Annotated in this window: 13 protein-coding genes; 8 read left to right on the top strand and 5 right to left on the bottom strand. The window is 43.9% G+C overall.

Going from position 1 to position 16,536, the window contains the following annotated elements; all coding sequences use genetic code 11:
• Nucleotides 1-340 precede the first annotated feature (340 nt).
• The 5 genes from Xentx_RS04015 (at nucleotide 341) to Xentx_RS03995 (ending at nucleotide 8,301) form a co-directional block, all read left to right on the top strand.
• On the top strand, nucleotides 341-1,078 hold the full coding sequence (locus Xentx_RS04015; RefSeq protein WP_074018990.1) for a Slam-dependent surface lipoprotein: 738 nt from the start codon (nucleotides 341-343) through the stop codon (nucleotides 1,076-1,078).
• Between the two features lie 88 nt (nucleotides 1,079-1,166).
• Nucleotides 1,167-2,636 (top strand): surface lipoprotein assembly modifier, encoded by a 1,470-nt coding sequence (locus Xentx_RS04010; protein ID WP_074018989.1) that lies wholly within the window; start codon nucleotides 1,167-1,169, stop codon nucleotides 2,634-2,636.
• A 17-nt stretch (nucleotides 2,637-2,653) separates the two neighbouring features.
• The gene (locus Xentx_RS04005; RefSeq protein WP_074018988.1) at nucleotides 2,654-5,632 is read left to right on the top strand and encodes a TonB-dependent receptor domain-containing protein; all 2,979 of its coding nucleotides are present in this window, start codon (nucleotides 2,654-2,656) and stop codon (nucleotides 5,630-5,632) included.
• Nucleotides 5,633-5,652: 20 nt separating this feature from the next.
• Nucleotides 5,653-6,474 (top strand): TonB family protein, encoded by an 822-nt coding sequence (locus Xentx_RS04000; RefSeq protein ID WP_074018987.1) that lies wholly within the window; start codon nucleotides 5,653-5,655, stop codon nucleotides 6,472-6,474.
• 486 nt (nucleotides 6,475-6,960) lie between these two features.
• Complete coding sequence (locus Xentx_RS03995) at nucleotides 6,961-8,301, top strand: MFS transporter (RefSeq protein ID WP_074018986.1); 1,341 nt, start codon at nucleotides 6,961-6,963, stop codon at nucleotides 8,299-8,301.
• A 48-nt stretch (nucleotides 8,302-8,349) separates the two neighbouring features.
• On the opposite strand, the gene mnmE is transcribed toward Xentx_RS03995, so the two are convergent.
• The 5 genes from mnmE to rpmH form a co-directional block, all read right to left on the bottom strand.
• Nucleotides 8,350-9,714, bottom strand: a complete 1,365-nt coding sequence (mnmE, locus tag Xentx_RS03990) for a tRNA uridine-5-carboxymethylaminomethyl(34) synthesis GTPase MnmE (protein ID WP_074018985.1) — start codon at nucleotides 9,712-9,714, stop codon at nucleotides 8,350-8,352.
• 105 nt (nucleotides 9,715-9,819) lie between these two features.
• Nucleotides 9,820-11,436 (bottom strand): membrane protein insertase YidC, encoded by a 1,617-nt coding sequence (gene yidC / locus Xentx_RS03985; RefSeq protein WP_074018984.1) that lies wholly within the window; start codon nucleotides 11,434-11,436, stop codon nucleotides 9,820-9,822.
• Between the two features lie 2 nt (nucleotides 11,437-11,438).
• On the bottom strand, nucleotides 11,439-11,699 hold the full coding sequence (yidD, locus tag Xentx_RS03980) for a membrane protein insertion efficiency factor YidD (protein WP_074018983.1): 261 nt from the start codon (nucleotides 11,697-11,699) through the stop codon (nucleotides 11,439-11,441).
• Entirely contained in the window at nucleotides 11,663-12,022 is a 360-nt protein-coding gene (gene rnpA / locus Xentx_RS03975; RefSeq protein WP_074018982.1) for a ribonuclease P protein component, read from the bottom strand. The genes yidD and rnpA overlap by 37 nt, the downstream gene beginning before the upstream one ends.
• Before the next feature lie 17 nt (nucleotides 12,023-12,039).
• Nucleotides 12,040-12,180 carry a 50S ribosomal protein L34 gene (rpmH, locus tag Xentx_RS03970; protein ID WP_000831330.1) on the bottom strand — a complete coding sequence of 47 codons (141 nt, stop codon included), beginning with the start codon at nucleotides 12,178-12,180 and terminating at the stop codon, nucleotides 12,040-12,042.
• A 737-nt stretch (nucleotides 12,181-12,917) separates the two neighbouring features.
• On the opposite strand from rpmH, the gene dnaA reads away from it, so the two are divergent.
• The 3 genes from dnaA to recF are packed head-to-tail and all read left to right on the top strand — an operon-like array spanning nucleotide 12,918 to nucleotide 16,520.
• On the top strand, nucleotides 12,918-14,306 hold the full coding sequence (gene dnaA / locus Xentx_RS03965; RefSeq protein ID WP_074019114.1) for a chromosomal replication initiator protein DnaA: 1,389 nt from the start codon (nucleotides 12,918-12,920) through the stop codon (nucleotides 14,304-14,306).
• Between the two features lie 4 nt (nucleotides 14,307-14,310).
• The gene (gene dnaN / locus Xentx_RS03960) at nucleotides 14,311-15,411 is read left to right on the top strand and encodes a DNA polymerase III subunit beta (protein ID WP_074018981.1); all 1,101 of its coding nucleotides are present in this window, start codon (nucleotides 14,311-14,313) and stop codon (nucleotides 15,409-15,411) included.
• Between the two features lie 17 nt (nucleotides 15,412-15,428).
• Complete coding sequence (gene recF / locus Xentx_RS03955; protein ID WP_074018980.1) at nucleotides 15,429-16,520, top strand: DNA replication/repair protein RecF; 1,092 nt, start codon at nucleotides 15,429-15,431, stop codon at nucleotides 16,518-16,520.
• Nucleotides 16,521-16,536 lie beyond the last annotated feature (16 nt).

Genomic DNA, 16,536 nt, shown 5'->3' with positions numbered 1-16,536 from the left:
AAATGGTTACATAAACCCTACTAATTTAATTACACCGGAAATTTTTTTAATGCTAATTAATTTGTTAATAACAAAATAGCTTCAATAAATAAAATCTACCAACCTCACATTTTCAACAAAAAAGTAGATAGTCCAAATCCTCTCCAAGAGGAAAAAAATAAAATAAAAATCAATAAAATAAAAAAAGATATTGGCTAATAAATCCTATTACCAGTCAAATAAATAATAATAATTATCATTTACATTATCATTTGAACGGTGTACGTTTTTCTCGCGCGATAGATCAGGCCGTTTTTAAGATTGGGTAACGAGGGATCCCCCATTCCAAACGAGGATAATGATGAAAAAGTTGAACGTATTAATCACCGCTTTAGGCACATTGGGATTTATGGCACAGGCTCAGGCAGAAGTCGGTTTTGGGCAGAGTCAAATAAGCACGCCATCATATGTTAAGGTTGGTGCAACCGAAACGGGTTCAAATTCACATGGTGGTGCGAGTGGCGACCCTGGCATTGGGGTCAGTTCAATCGGTGGAGGAAAACTCATTGGTTTTTCTGGCTTGACTCGCATGGCCCCAACGGACAGTAATGGGATTCATAACATCTCAAGAGCAGGTGCACCAGGCTCTCATGGTGGTATGGGTGTATTCCATTTCAGCAAAGTTGCCAATGCTGACGTTTACTTCGGTGAATGGTCAACTGGCCAGACATCGGATGATTCCCACACCGTTTATTATGCAGGTAAGGATATCACTACCAATATTCCAACAGACGGAACAGCAACTTATACGGTGACAGGTATTAACCAGTACAGCGGTGATAATGCCTTGTCCGGTACATTTACCGCAGACTTTGGTGAGAAAACTCTGGTCGGTTCCATGGCAAATACCGCGATGACAATCGATATTGATGCCAGTATCGGCTCTGATGCTAAATTCGAAGGCATAGCCATAACTGATGATTTGGTTGGAACAACCAATGGTCACTTCTTTGGTGACAGTGCATCCAGCCTAGCTGGATACACCACATTTGAAGATGACAGATCCAAAGATACCGCTTTCGGTGGTTCTAAACAGTAATCATTAATCTTTCAGAGAACAGTGCTGTTTTTGGCGCTGTTCTCTGTTTTTATTTCGAATAATATGCGCCTTGTGATCTGGTTTCCCAATGTCTAAGAATAGAATTACGCCAATATTATCAACGGCACTTATGGCTCTATGCTTCTCCCTACCCGTTTATGCCGATGAAGATACCCCACGGAAAATCTGGCAAGAAGCACAGCATAATCAACAGGAAAATGAGACCAACCTGATTACACCAGATCCTATTTTTGTTGAAAATAATGCTTCATTGATTGTCATTAATGGGCAAACGTTTCAGGTCGAAAACAATATTAATGATATTGGCCAAGCACTATTCCTGGCCATTAACCATCAACAATGGTCAGACGTCAGACGTTTTCTTGAGGCTTATAAAAAATTGCAGGGACATGATGTTATGTTGGTCAATTTTGCTCAAGGTGGGCTGGCACGTCTTGAGGGGGATTTAGATCTCGCCACCTATCATTATCAACAAATTCTGAGTCAACAACCCGATTTTCCCCGTATCGAACTGGAACTGGCCCGCGTCTATTTTGAGGATCATAAAAATCAGGAAGCCGGGCAACTGTTTACCGAATTGTATACAGCACAAAAGCTACCAGAAATTGTGTTGAAAAATATTAACAGCTATCTGGAAGCGATAGAGCTGAGAAACAGTTGGCGTGGCTCTTTCTCAGTCGGTTACGCTTATAACGATAACGTTAATATGTCTTCCGATAAGACCATTTGCCGGAAGTATTTAAGAAATACATGCCATGAAACGCAGCACACACCAAAAGCCATCAAAGCATGGGGCATGTCTTATGACGCAACATTAAGTCGGCGCTATCAACTTTTTGGCCATCACGGTATTTTTGGCCGTGGCCTGATTTACGGCGAAAACTATCGTGATTACCACGATGAGAACGAAAATACATTTCTGCTGATTGGTGGGTACAACTATAAAAGCAAAAGCCACGATTTCTCTTTTGGTCCCCTGTTTGAATATAAACAACGAGCAAGTGATACCTATTACCGTGCTACAGGCGCCAAAACAGAATGGCGATGGGCGTTTACTTCCCAAACAGTCCTTAATGTTGAACTCGAGCATAAGCAGATACACCATCAGCAAAGTCTCCGCCGGAAAGATGGCAGTTTTACCTCAGCCTACCTCACCCTGTTCCATTCTATTAGCAAAGACGTTGTCCTGTTTGGCGGCGGAGATTGGGTTTATCGCGACAACAATCAGTATGCCGAGGATCGCTATCAGCAATGGGGAATTCGGACAGGGATTGCCGGACAGATCTATCCCGGTATCAACGGTTCACTGTTTGCCACACTGAAAAAACGTCATTTTGGTGCTTATAGCCCAATGTTGAGAGCCACACGCCAGGATAATGAGCAAATTTACAGCGCTGTCATTAAAGTGCCCGCCGCTGAAATATGGGGGATGACACCTTCTTTCACTTTCCGCCATCGACGTAATCACAGCAATGTGGATTGGCTGTACAGCTATAACAAAAACGAAGTGCTAATCAGGCTAGAAAAGTATTTTTAATCAAAATGGAGACATCAATGGTATATCGAGTTAAAACACAGCTTACCCCCATCACAATTGCATTATCACTGGCCTTTTCACTGACAGCTTTCCCCCTATTTGCCGAATCTAAACCCACGGTCACAACCTCAAACAGCAAAACCGATCTAGGCAAGATTCGTGTCACGGATAACAGCGCTAAAGATGAAGAGGGTTATAACGCAGTCTATGACAAAGATATCTCCAATATCTACATCGGCAAAAAACAGATAGAACGTTACAAAGGGGCCTCTCCCGCCGATTTAATTAAAGGTGCTGTAGGTGTATATAGCGGTGATGCCCGCAATAGTGGTGCTCTGGATATCAATATCCGTGGCGTTCAGGGACAGGGGCGAATTCCCGTCACCATTGATGGCACAGAACAATCTATTACCGTAGGGCGTGGTTATAATGGAGCCAATAACCGTAACTACATCGATCCAAATTTAATCAGTAGCATTGAAATCGAAAAGGGTCCTTCACTGAGCCGTGGAATTAAAAGTTCTGTCGGCGGCGCTGTATCCATCAAAACATTAACTATTGATGATGTGGTGCCGAAAGGGGAAACTTTTGGCATCAATACTAAACTGGAAACCAGTAGCAACTCAGTGAGAGAGCGCACACCGTCCCTATCATTGGGGCAAGACTACCGCGATATTCCTAACTTTATCCAAAATAAGGTTGAAACCGATCCGGAGTTGCAAGTTACTCCTCATTCATCGAAAGACAATAAACTGTTTGGCTTCAAAGATAATGCCTTCCGTTTCGCATTAGGAACACGGCAGGAATATTTTGACCTAATGCTGGCCTATGCATACCGTCGTCAGGGTAACTATTTTGCCGGAAAAGGTGGCGCCTATCGCTATGATGAACCCATTACGGAAAATGACAGGGAACTCATGAAGAATGTCCAGACAACACTGGACCCATATCTGCCTTTTGCTGCTCGCATCTATCGCCCCGGCAATGAAGTTCCCAATACTTCCAATGAAATGCGTTCTGTATTAATTAAAAATACTTGGCGTTTCACCGAAGATCAGACTCTACAGTTGGGATTTCGTAATACCCATATGAAATTTGGTGATATCATGCCTTCACGCTTAGGCTGGGTTACACCCGAAAAAAATAAAGTTCCTCAATGGCCGTTAGCGAAAGTTCACCAGAAAGCTGCCAACCTGACCTATAAGTGGCAGCCTGAAAATAATCTCTATGTCAACTTCGACATGAACTTATGGACAACTCGCACCACCAGCAATACCAATACCGCCGGAGGATATCCGCGCACCCCTGTCGACAGAGACTGGCGTTGGGAAGATGGCCTTGAGCGCAAAAACGCCAATATCGATGGCACATTGATCAATACCGCTATCACCCATTCTCAAAATAATCGTTGGGGTATCGATCTTTCCAATAAATTTACCCTACATCCTAGTTTAGAGCTGACTTTAATGGGGAATTTCCAACGTGAACGCCTTGATTCCAATGATGATTATAATTCAACTAATCTATATTTAGTCCAGTCACCGGCGCGGAAAGGACAACGTCAGGAAATCAATCTCGCCTTTAACTTTAACTGGCGGCCAGCTTCATGGCTGGAGCTGAATGCAGGAGCCAAGCGCGTTTCTTATTGGTCCCAAGATGATTTGCTTAATGAACGGCGTGCCGTAAGAGATAGCCGTTATCAGAAACAACGAGAAACCATTGGCCATGAAATGAGTTATTGGCGAACAATGACCGAAACAGAAGCTAATATGGAGAGAAAAAGAAAACAATTTATAAAATCAAACAACATATTGAAAATGAGCCCCACAGAGAGGCTTGCGTTTATGAATAAACTCAAAACTGAATACCCTGTGGTTAAAACAACTCGTATTAATTCACGTGATGGCCTAAAGCGTAATATGGTTAGCGAAAAATTCACTTGGAATTACGATCCTAGCAATGGCAAGCTCAGTAAAAACGGTAACCCCTATTTCAATGGTCAAATGGATATGAATGAAAGGGTTATCGACCCAATAAGTGGCAAAGAAGTCTATAAATATGAATACGGTGAGAGAGTTGATACTAATGGAATTTCGGGCCCTGCTGTTAACGATCCTTGGGAACCTGCACCAAAACGTAAGGATCACGCTTGGTCACCTACTTTCTCCGCGACGGCCTATGTCACTGACGATTTCCGTATCTACGCCCGCTATGCCGAAGCGGTAAGAATGCCCAGCATTTTTGAAGATACCGTCGGTTTTTCAGGCTCTACAACCAACAAAATAGGCCATAAATTCAAACCTGAACGAGCCAAAACAGCGGAAATCGGCTTAGTCTATGATTTCAGCCAACTGGTCGATGCTGAACGCCATGCTGATATCAAACTCTCCTATTACAACACCATCATTGAAAATGTGTTCGACAGGGACAACACCTATAAATTCTCCCAATTAGAGAAACAAAAACTTGCTGGTTTGGAACTACAGGCACGTTACGACAACGGCAGTTTCTTTGCCGATATGGGGTTGGTCTATAACATGAAAAATAAGGTCTGTGACAGTAATTCTGTCATGAGGCTGGATTCCCAAAATCGTTATGGCATACCTGAATGTATTGATGGTGGTTTCCCTGGCGGTTATTTACGCACTTCTATCCAGCCAAAATACTCAGCTAACCTGACCGTCGGCGGCCGCTTGTTTGATGAAAAATTGGAGCTAGGCAGCCGAATGCTCTACCACAGCAAAGCAGAAAACAAAGATGAAAAATGGCTGATGAATGACTTGCCAGATATTTATAAGGGACAGTCCAATAACCCAATGCGCTGGAATCCGGTATTTACGGTTGATGCCTATATTAGCTATCAGATCACTTCCTCTATATCAATGGAGTTGACTGGCACAAACCTAACTAACCGCTACTATCTCGATCCGCTGACGCGCTCGATGATTCCAGCGCCGGGCAGAACCTTCAAACTCAGTTTGACCAGCCAGTTTTAAGGACTTAATTAGAGGATTGTATGACCAACACAGCCATATTAGATAATCCAGCCGCTTGTTTTCCATTGATTCCCAGAAGGAGATTGCTGGTTGGTGTCCTAATCGCCATTTTATTCCATACCAGTCTAATATGGTTGTTTAACCGACATACTTCATATGATGATGACACTGCACATCATATCAACAACAACGCTTCTACTATGGGACTATCCATTATGATGGTTGCAGCACCATCGTGGGAAAATAAACCGGAGCCTGTTTCTCCTCCATCCCCACTTTTGACTGCACCAGAATCACCAACAAAACCGGAACTCGTGCTGGATAAAGCCATTCACCCTGAAAATAAGGTAGCCAAACCGCCAGAAGCCGATAAACCTAAGAAACGTCAAAAGCAGCAGAAAGAAAAATCGCAAGAAATGGTAGAAAAGAAAACTACCCAATCACCACAGGTACAGAAAGACAATCAGACAGAGCAGGAAACGCACGGTAGCGATCAGGCTAATTCAGAAGGCAGTATGAGCCGCGCAGCAACATCACAACCTTTGGTAGGGCAAGGAAATAGCGAAGTGGACAATTACTATGCAAGACTGCGGCAAGAAATTGAACGTCATAAGCGTTATCCCCGCAAAGCAAAGAGGATGAAACAACAAGGTATAGTCACAGTTAACTTTACCCTGTTAGACGACGGCACATTAACTTCTGCCAAGGTAATTAATTCCTCTGGCAATAGCACACTGGATAATGCCGCACTTGATGCTATCAATAATGCCAATTCAGTTGGCTCCATACCAGCAGGCACAGAGCCTAATGTTACACTGACACTCGATTTTACATTGAGGTAAATCCCACCTCGCTCTCAAGCGAAGTGAGGATTGAGTATCATTGTGGCTAATCAGTTAATAATATTATTGTCTGCATTGTCGTTAGTTAACGGTTAACTAACAATAAAATAATAAATAAAAATATTTATATATCCCCATAAGCCACAATAACGTAATAAAAATATAATAAACATAGTTACTTATTAAAACCATATATGATAAAAAATCTGTTACTGATAAAAAAATAACCAATTAATTTAAATATGCGTTATTTTTAATAAAAAAGTTATAAATAAATTATTATTTGTTTAATGTGGGTTTAATATTTATTTAATATTATTTCCTCCGTTTTCATAAGGAGATAACATGAGAAAAGTAATAGAAGTTGATGTTAAAATCCCTAACAGGCAACTATCTATATTCATTATGTACCGTGGATGCATTAGCCATAAGGATACCTAATTTTGTTCAAATTTCAGCTATTGAAAGAACAAAAGGAGCTGGTGAATGAGTGAGTCAGTCATTGCAACCCGAAAATATGCTGGATTAATCGGAATATGTATTGCAAGTTTTCTTGGATGTATAGATCTCACCGTTGTGAATACTATTATTCCTGCAATTGGACGTGAATTTAATACCTCGTTGAGAGAAACTCAGTGGGTTACTTCTGTATTTATGATAGCACTTTCCGCTTTTATGGTACCGGTCGGGACATTAGCTGATAGTCGCGGACGAAAAAAAATATTATTGTGGGGATTAATTCTGTTTGGCGCAGCATCATTACTTGTTGGCCTCGCAACAAATCTTGCCACCATCACTACCTTTAGATTTATTCAAGGGATTGGTTGTGCAATTCTCTATACTGTTTCTGGGGCTATTATTTCCTATTTATTTGATGAACATGAACAGGGAAAAGCGCTTGGTATCTTATTTGGAATTAACGGACTTGGGCTTGCGATAGGCCCAATCATCGGGGGATTATTTGCAGGCATTGTAGATTGGCGTTATGCATTCTTGATAAATATTCCTTTTATCATTATTAGTTTTATTCTATGCGCCTGGTCTATACCCGAATATAAAACCGAAAAAGTGAAAAAATTGGATACACTCGGTTGTATTTTCCTGATCATTTTTCTAATAAGTTTAGTCAGTTACTTCTCTCTAGATGGAAATGCCCTGCAACAATGGAGTCTATTGGCTGTTGCGGTCATAACGTTATTTATCTTTATAGTGCATGAGTTAAAAACCCCAGAGCCAATTGTTGAATTCCATTTCTTCCGCAATATGCGTTTTGTCTCTGCACTACTTGCAACATTTTTTCTCGCTTTTTTCTATTGCACAGTTCTGCTGACATTACCTATGTTTTTCGCAGGACAATTGGACAAAAATGATATCGAGATAGGGATGTTCTTGCTACCTGCTACAGTCATGTTTGCCTTAACGTCTCCTTGGGTAGGTAATCGTAGTGAAAAATTTGGCCCACAACGGATCATTTTAGTTGGCTTGCTGATATTTGTAACCGCTGCCACTTTCCTTGCTCTCGCTTCAACACAGGTAAATGCTTGGTGGTTCATTGTCCCACTATTGTTATTTGGGATGGGATGGGGATCAATTCTTGGTCCGTCAACATTAATTGCTCTGAGTTCTCTGCCTCGTGAGCAAGCAGCCGTTGCCATGGGAACTTCATGGACTATTCATAATGTAGGGGGAGCTTGTGGTATCGCTTTTGCTGTATTTTTGTTAGCTCGCTTCAATACCTTGATCCAAGGTTATCAAGTTCTAATGTTATTTTTGGCTGGGCTTGCACTAGTTTTTACCTTCACTTGTTATTTTCTCAGTCGAAAATAATCCCAGTGGCTCTCTATGAAAAAATAGAGAGCCACTAAAAACTTTGCTTCACTTCCCAATACAAAAACTGGAAAAAATCCGCCCAAGTAAATCATCGGAAGTGAATTCACCTGTGATTTCACTCAATGCTTGCTGTGCCAAACGCAGTTCTTCTGCCAGAAGTTCCCCTGAACGGGCAAAAACGAGCTGTTGATGACCTTCCTGCAAATGTTCCGCTGCTGTGCTCAATGCCTGCAAATGACGACGACGGGCAAGGAAACCGCCTTCTGTATTGCTGTTAAAACCCATTGTCTCTTTTAGGTGATCACGCAGAAAATCGATACCTTCCCCATCACGGGCAGAGAGACGAATTAATGTATAGCCACTGATTTCCGTAACGCCCGTTTCTTCTTCAGTCATATCTGTCTTATTTCGAATGACGGTAACAGGCAGCGATTCTGGCAGCTTAGCCATAAATTCCGGCCAGATTTGTGCAGGCTCAACGGCATCGGTTGTCGTACTGTCCACCATAAACAGCACTCGATCCGCCTGCTCAATTTCCTGCCATGCCCGCTCAATACCAATACGTTCCACCTCATCACTGGCTTCGCGTAATCCTGCCGTATCAATCACATGTAGCGGCATTCCATCAATATGGATATGTTCACGCAAAACATCGCGTGTTGTACCCGCAATATCAGTCACAATCGCGGCTTCACGGCCAGCCAGTGCATTGAGCAAACTGGATTTACCCGCATTCGGGCGACCTGCAATCACGACTTTCATGCCTTCGCGTAACAAACTGCCTTGACGTGCCTGTGAACGAACGTGTTCCAGTTCTGCGATCACTTCATCCAACTTGGCTTCTATTTTGCCATCGGAAAGGAAATCAATCTCTTCATCAGGGAAATCAATCGCGGCTTCAACATAGATCCGCAAGTTAGTCAGCGCTTCTACCATTTGATGAACTTGGTTGGAGAACGTGCCTTGCAAAGAATTCATCGCGGAACGTGCTGCCTGTTCAGAACTGGCGTCGATCAAATCCGCAATGGCTTCTGCCTGTGCCAAGTCAAGTTTATCATTGAGGAAAGCACGTTCAGAGAATTCACCAGGGTTGGCTATACGTACACCGGAAATAGTCAGAATACGCTTTAACAGCAAATCCAGAATAATTGGACCACCGTGCCCTTGAAGCTCCAGAACATCTTCCCCCGTAAATGAATTAGGGCCAGGGAAATAAAGTGCAATGCCTTGATCAAGTACAGAGCCATCTGCATCACTGAAGGGAAGGTAATCGGCATAACGAGGTTTTGGGAGTTTGCCCAATACCACCTCAGCAACTTCCGTAGCTTTAGGGCCAGAAATACGCAGGATGCCTACACCACCTCGTCCCGGAGGAGTGGCCTGAGCGACTATCGTATCGGTGGTATTCATGAAATTCTCTCTTTTGACCTATGTTCGTTATCTTTCAAAACTAAAATAATAAAGGCGGCCAATGACCGCCTTCCACTTATATTTGTTTTAATTTAAAAAAACCAACTACTTTTTCTCGCGTGTATGTAAACCACGTTTTTCCAGACTGCGGAAAATAACTTGCTGCTGGATAATGGTAACCAGGTTACTAACGATGTAGTACAACACCAGACCAGATGGGAACCACAGGAAGAAGACAGTGAACACGACAGGCATGTAGGTCATTATCTTCTGCTGCATTGGGTCAGTCACGGTAGTCGGTGACAGTTTCTGGATAACAAACATGGTCACACCCATCAACAATGGCAGGATGTAATAAGGATCTTGAGCAGACAAGTCTTTAATCCAACCAATGAATGGGGCATGGCGCAACTCAACAGAACCCATCAACATGTAATACAACGCCAGGAAGATTGGCATCTGAATCACCAGAGGCAAACAGCCACCCAACGGGTTCACTTTCTCTGTCTTATACAGTGCCATCATTTCCTGGCTCATGCGCTGACGGTCATCACCAAAACGCTCACGCATCGCCGTGATTTTCGGCTGCAACAGGCGCATTTTCGCCATTGAGGTGTATTGCGCCTTGGTCAGCGGATACATGATACCGCGCACGATAAAGGTAATCGCAATAATGGAGAAGCCCCAGTTACCGATGAACTCATGCAGGAATTTCAGCAATTTAAATAACGGCTGAGAAATAAACCACAACCAACCGTAATCCACGGTCAGATCCAGATGTGGTGCAACCGCTGCCATTTTGTCCTGAATTTCAGGGCCAACCCACAGGGTAGAAGAGATATTTTGCTGGCTGTTTGGCGCAATATTGATGTCTTCACCTTTGTACCCGATGATCGCCATTTTTTGGTTTTTCAGGTCTTTGGTATAGAAAGTACTGGTTTTGCCTTCTCCCGGCACCCACGCAGTGGCGAAATATTGCTGGAGCATCGCTACCCAGCCGCCTTTTGTGGTCACGGAAAGCGCTTTACTTTCAATATCATCAAATTTGTATTTTTCGTATTTTTCTTCATCAGAAGAGTAAGCACCACCACGATAAGTATGCAGGGCAAAGTTGCTGCTGCCAGTATCACGATGTTTTGGTAGCTCGACGCTCTGCTTCAACTGACCGAAAAACGCCATCTGTAATGGTTTATCGGTGACGTTATTGACGTTGTAATCAACAGAAACGGCATAGTCGCCACGTTTTAAAACGAAGGTCTTGACATAAACAACGCCGTCCGGCGCGGTATAAGTCATTGGAATACGCAATTCATTCTGACCATCAGCCAAAACAAAGCTATTCTGAGTGGCATGATAAAGCGGGCGTTCAGCTTGATTATCTGGACCATTGATACCCGTTAATCCACTTTGAGCCTGATAAGTGAATTCAGGGGTTGTTTCCAGCAATTTGAACGGAGTTTTGGAACCGAGAGTATCAGGATAGGCCAGCAGATCAGCCTCCTCGATATCACCGCCACGGGTATTAATGTGCAATGAAAGCACATCCGTTTTCACGGTAATCAGTTTACCTTGCCCACTGCTTGCTTCGCTACTCAGCGTAGTATTTGCTTGCTGCGTGATCTGGGCTGTTGGTTGTGGGTTTTTATCATTTTCCCACGCTTGCCAGACCAAGAACGAAACAAACAGCAGAGCGATGAGAAGAAGATTGCGTTGCGAATCCATCGTTAATGTTCTCTGTTATCGTCGTTTTTTTTAGGTGGGACAGGATCATCACCACCTTCGTGTAAAGGGTGGCATTTTAATATGCGTTTCACTGTTAACCAACTGCCTTTTATCATCCCAAACCTGCGCAATGCCTCTATGCCATAGTGGGAACAGGTAGGATTGAAACGACAACGAGGCCCCAGCAGTGGACTAATCACTAACTGGTAGCCCCTGATCAAAGCAATCAGGAGGCGCGAGCCAAGCGACAGTGACGACGCCATAATTTGCCCAAAGCTTCCGTTAGCTCACGGTTATCGAGCTCAGCGACCCCTTTCCTCACCAAAACCACAAAATCCATTGGAGGCAATTTATGCTGGTTTAAACGAAAACTTTCACGAGCCAGTCGCTTGATACGATTACGCTCATGGGCACGTTTAACATTTTTTTTGGCGACGGTTAGACCGATGCGGGGATGCCCCAGCTCATTCAAGCGCCCAAGAATGGTTATCTCTGCGGAGCTTGCCCGTTGCGGCTGCTGGAAAACATAAGTGAAATGCTCGGGAGTTAACAAACGTAACTCCCTCGGAAAAGCGAGCTTAACCACTTGGTTGGTTAGCTTTATTACTTAGAAACAGTCAGACGAGCACGGCCTTTCGCACGACGGCGAGCCAGAACCTGACGACCATTTTTAGTGGCCATACGAGCGCGGAAGCCGTGAGAACGGTTACGCTTCAGTACGGATGGTTGAAAAGTGCGTTTCATAGCGATTTCTACCTAGCTTAAAATTTGTTACTGATTCAGCAAATGCGTTGGCGACCAGTGAGAATAAAGTAGACACCGATGCCTCAGTCGCAACATCAATATATAGAAAGAGGCAGGATTGTAATAAAATGTACTACCCCTCGTCAATCTAAGATGACGCGAGCCTGACCGCCCCCTGTCAGATTTTTTACTTCAATCAATCACAGACAGGTCAGACTTTTTGCTACCCGAAGTGCTAACCCCAAATCCTCACCAGACCTAACCGGAAAAAATCGTTGGCATAACACGCAGGGTGCAAGATTATACGGACTGTGCAATAAAGCGCAAGGATCATACACAGATCGTTGCATTCTTAATGTATGAACATAACATTATTTGCATATTGAATTTCAAACGATAATTAAATGAAGTTTGCTATATACAATGATTCCACTACAGTATCTCTTATGGGCCTTTATATTCTACAAGTGCCAAAGCATGATGATCTCCCTGTGGATAAAAAGCGTCAAAGCTGTGTAAAAGAATGAGGATTTGTGTCGTCTTTTGCGTTATGATCGTTGATCCCGATCCCAGTCTCTCTATATACAGATTATGTGGATTTCTGGGGAGCGATGATGTTAAAAATCGCCACAAGGTACATGCTATCTTCCTCGCCACGAGGAATAATGCCTTGTGCCCAATATAACGTATCTTTTATTCCGGTTTCTTTTATTGGTCTTGTTTTAGGGGAGTTCGCCGTGTCACTTTCGCTTTGGCAGCAATGTCTTGCCCGATTGCAGGATGAGTTACCTGCCACAGAATTCAGTATGTGGATACGACCCCTTCAGGCAGAACTGAGTGATAACACTTTGGCTCTCTATGCCCCCAACCGTTTTGTGTTGGATTGGGTAAGGGAGAAATATATTAATAATATCAATTTGTTATTAAATGATTTCTGTGGTCCTGAAGTACCGTTACTGCGTTTTGAAGTAGGGAATAAGCCTGTTTCGCCAAACCAGTCTAAATCTCAGAAAATCATTGCCGATATGCCGGTGACTGCTGCGCCGTCCAGTTCATCAGTGCGTCCAAGCTGGGATAATGTAAAAGCTCAGCCAGAGTTATCCTATCGTTCCAATGTTAATCCCAAGCATACATTCGATAACTTTGTTGAAGGTAAATCCAACCAACTCGCCAGAGCGGCCGCCAGACAAGTGGCTGATAACCCTGGAGGAGCATACAATCCTCTGTTCCTTTATGGCGGAACCGGACTGGGCAAAACCCACCTCTTGCATGCTGTCGGCAATAGCATTATGGCACGTAAGGCTAATGCAAAAGTGGTTTATATGCACTCTGAACGTTTCGTTCAGGATATGGTAAAAGCATTGCAAAACAATGCCATAGAAGAATTTAAACGTTATTATCGCTCAGTGGATGCTCTATTGATCGATGATATTCAATTTTTTGCCAATAAAGAGCGATCCCAAGAAGAATTCTTTCACACGTTCAATGCCTTGTTAGAAGGTAATCAACAGATTATTCTGACATCAGATCGCTATCCGAAAGAGATAAATGGCGTCGAAGATCGGTTAAAATCCCGTTTTGGCTGGGGATTGACCGTTGCTATTGAACCCCCAGAGCTGGAGACTCGCGTCGCCATTCTGATGAAGAAAGCTGATGAGAACCAAATCCAGTTGCCGGGGGAAGTGGCTTTCTTTATTGCTAAACGCCTGCGATCTAACGTTCGTGAACTCGAAGGCGCTTTGAATCGAGTCATCGCCAATGCCAATTTTACCGGCCGTGCGATTACTATTGATTTTGTACGCGAAGCATTACGTGACTTATTGGCTCTACAGGAAAAGCTGGTAACCATCGATAATATTCAGAAAACGGTGGCTGAATATTACAAAATCAAAGTCGCGGATCTGCTTTCCAAACGCCGTTCGCGCTCCGTTGCCCGTCCGAGACAAATGGCAATGGCGTTGGCAAAAGAGCTGACCAATCACAGCTTGCCTGAAATCGGGGATGCCTTTGGTGGACGTGACCATACAACCGTACTTCACGCTTGTCGAAAAATCGAACAATTGCGTGAAGAGAGTCACGACATCAAAGAAGATTTTTCTAACTTAATCAGAACATTGTCTTCCTAGCGCTATGAAATTTATCATTGAACGTGAGCAATTATTAAAACCTTTGCAACAGGTTAGCAGCCCCTTGGGTGGTCGCCCTACCCTGCCTATTTTAGGCAACTTATTATTGCAGGTAACGGAAGGTTCCCTGCTGCTGACGGGCACCGATTTGGAAATGGAAATGAAGGCTCGGGTTACACTTACCCAGCCACATGAACAAGGTGCAACTACTGTCCCCGCACGTAAATTTTTCGATATCTGGCGCGGGTTGCCTGACGGAGCAGAAATCAGTGTAGAACTGGATGGTGATCGTATTCTCGTTCGTTCTGGTCGCAGCCGTTTTTCACTCTCTACGCTACCCGCTTCAGATTTTCCCAATCTTGATGACTGGCAGAGCGAAGTTGAATTTTCTCTGCCTCAGTCCACACTGAAACGCCTGATCGAATCCACCCAATTTTCCATGGCGCATCAGGATGTTCGCTATTATTTGAATGGTATGTTGTTTGAAACTGAAGGCGAAGAACTGCGTACCATTGCCACAGATGGCCACCGTCTGGCAGTTTGTTCCATGAGCATCGGGCAAGAGCTGCCGTCCCATTCAGTGATAGTACCCCGCAAGGGCGTCATTGAATTAATGCGTCTGCTGGATGGCGGTGACAATCCACTGCAATTGCAAATTGGCAGCAATAACATTCGTGCTCATGTTGGTGATTTTATCTTCACATCGAAGTTGGTTGATGGCCGTTTTCCCGATTATCGTCGCGTATTGCCCAAAAATCCCGATAAAACATTGGCAGCCAATTGCGACGTGCTTAAGCAGGCATTTTCGCGGGCAGCGATTTTGTCCAATGAAAAATTCCGGGGCGTTCGCATCTACTTAAGTGAAAATCAGCTTAGAATTACCGCCAATAATCCAGAGCAGGAAGAGGCAGAAGAGATTGTTGATGTCAGTTACCAGGGTACTGAAATGGAAATTGGCTTCAATGTCAGCTACATATTGGATGTTCTAAACGCATTGAAATGCGAGCAAGTGAGTCTCCTGCTAACAGATGCCACATCCAGCGTAAAAATTGAGAATTCAGCTAGCCAGGCTGCGACTTATGTCGTGATGCCAATGCGCCTGTAACAAAATTAACTCATTATATGATTCTCTCGCGTTTGTTGATCCGCGATTTCCGTAATATCGCGGATGCTGACCTGCCACTGGCAACCGGTTTTAATTTTCTGGTTGGGCCGAACGGTAGCGGAAAAACAAGTATATTGGAAGCCATTTATACATTAGGCCACGGCCGTGCTTTTCGCAGTATCCAGGCAGGAAGAGTCATTCGTCATGATTGCGAAGAGTTCATTCTCCATGGGCGACTTGCTCAGCAATCCTATGAACGTATTTTGTCAGTGGGATTAAGCAAAAACCGCCAAGGCGACAGCAAAGTCAGGATAGATGGCAGTGATGGACATAAAATTGCTGAATTAGCGAAAATACTACCGATGCAACTTATCACGCCAGAAGGTTTTACGTTGCTAAATGGTGGACCGAAATATCGTCGGGCCTTTATTGACTGGGGGTGCTTTCACAATGAGCCACGCTTTTTTGCTGCCTGGGCTAATCTCAAGAGGCTGATTAAGCAGCGGAATGCAGCATTGCGACAAGTCACCCGCTACAGCCAAATCCAGCATTGGGATCGAGAGCTTGCCCCATTGGCAACCGAAATTAGTCAATGGCGGGCTGAATATATTGTAGGAATTTCCGAGGATATAGAAAAAACCTGCAAACAATTTTTACCTGAATTCACACTTAATATCAGCTTCCAGCAAGGTTGGGACAAAGAGAGTGAATATGCGGAACTGCTCGCGCGGCAGTTTGAGCGCGACAGATCGCTAACCTACACCGCTTCCGGCCCGCATAAAGCCGATCTACGGATCAGGGCGGACGGTACACCAGTAGAAGATATGCTGTCCCGTGGTCAGTTGAAGTTACTGATGTGCGCATTGAGGTTAGCACAGGGTGAATATTTCACCCGACAGAGCGGGCAAAAATGCCTGTATCTGCTTGATGATTTTGCCTCAGAACTGGATGCCGGCCGTCGTCAGCTATTAGCCGAGCGTCTAAAATCTACGCAAGCCCAAGTGTTTGTCAGTGCAATCACGACCGGGCAAGTTACAGACATGATTGATGTAAATAGCAGGATGTTTCGCGTGGAACATGGCAAAATAGAGGTTCAACCACAGGATTAAGATGAGCGAGAAACGT

The organism is Xenorhabdus thuongxuanensis (assembly GCF_001908095.1).
Classification (GTDB): Bacteria; Pseudomonadota; Gammaproteobacteria; order Enterobacterales; family Enterobacteriaceae; genus Xenorhabdus; species Xenorhabdus thuongxuanensis.
This window is presented reverse-complemented; position numbering and strand designations above follow the sequence as displayed.

Excerpts from the sequence above, each read along its gene's own strand:
- Xentx_RS04015 (WP_074018990.1), top strand. The coding sequence starts at position 341 with ATGAAAAAGTTGAACGTATTAATCACCGCTTTAGGCACATTGGGATTT.
- Xentx_RS04010 (WP_074018989.1), top strand. The coding sequence starts at position 1,167 with ATGTCTAAGAATAGAATTACGCCAATATTATCAACGGCACTTATGGCT.
- Xentx_RS04005 (WP_074018988.1), top strand. The coding sequence starts at position 2,654 with ATGGTATATCGAGTTAAAACACAGCTTACCCCCATCACAATTGCATTA.
- Xentx_RS04000 (WP_074018987.1), top strand. The coding sequence starts at position 5,653 with ATGACCAACACAGCCATATTAGATAATCCAGCCGCTTGTTTTCCATTG.
- Xentx_RS03995 (WP_074018986.1), top strand. The coding sequence starts at position 6,961 with ATGAGTGAGTCAGTCATTGCAACCCGAAAATATGCTGGATTAATCGGA.
- mnmE (WP_074018985.1), bottom strand. The coding sequence starts at position 9,714 with ATGAATACCACCGATACGATAGTCGCTCAGGCCACTCCTCCGGGACGA.
- yidC (WP_074018984.1), bottom strand. The coding sequence starts at position 11,436 with ATGGATTCGCAACGCAATCTTCTTCTCATCGCTCTGCTGTTTGTTTCG.
- yidD (WP_074018983.1), bottom strand. The coding sequence starts at position 11,699 with ATGGCGTCGTCACTGTCGCTTGGCTCGCGCCTCCTGATTGCTTTGATC.
- rpmH (WP_000831330.1), bottom strand. The coding sequence starts at position 12,180 with ATGAAACGCACTTTTCAACCATCCGTACTGAAGCGTAACCGTTCTCAC.
- dnaN (WP_074018981.1), top strand. The coding sequence starts at position 14,311 with ATGAAATTTATCATTGAACGTGAGCAATTATTAAAACCTTTGCAACAG.
- recF (WP_074018980.1), top strand. The coding sequence starts at position 15,429 with ATGATTCTCTCGCGTTTGTTGATCCGCGATTTCCGTAATATCGCGGAT.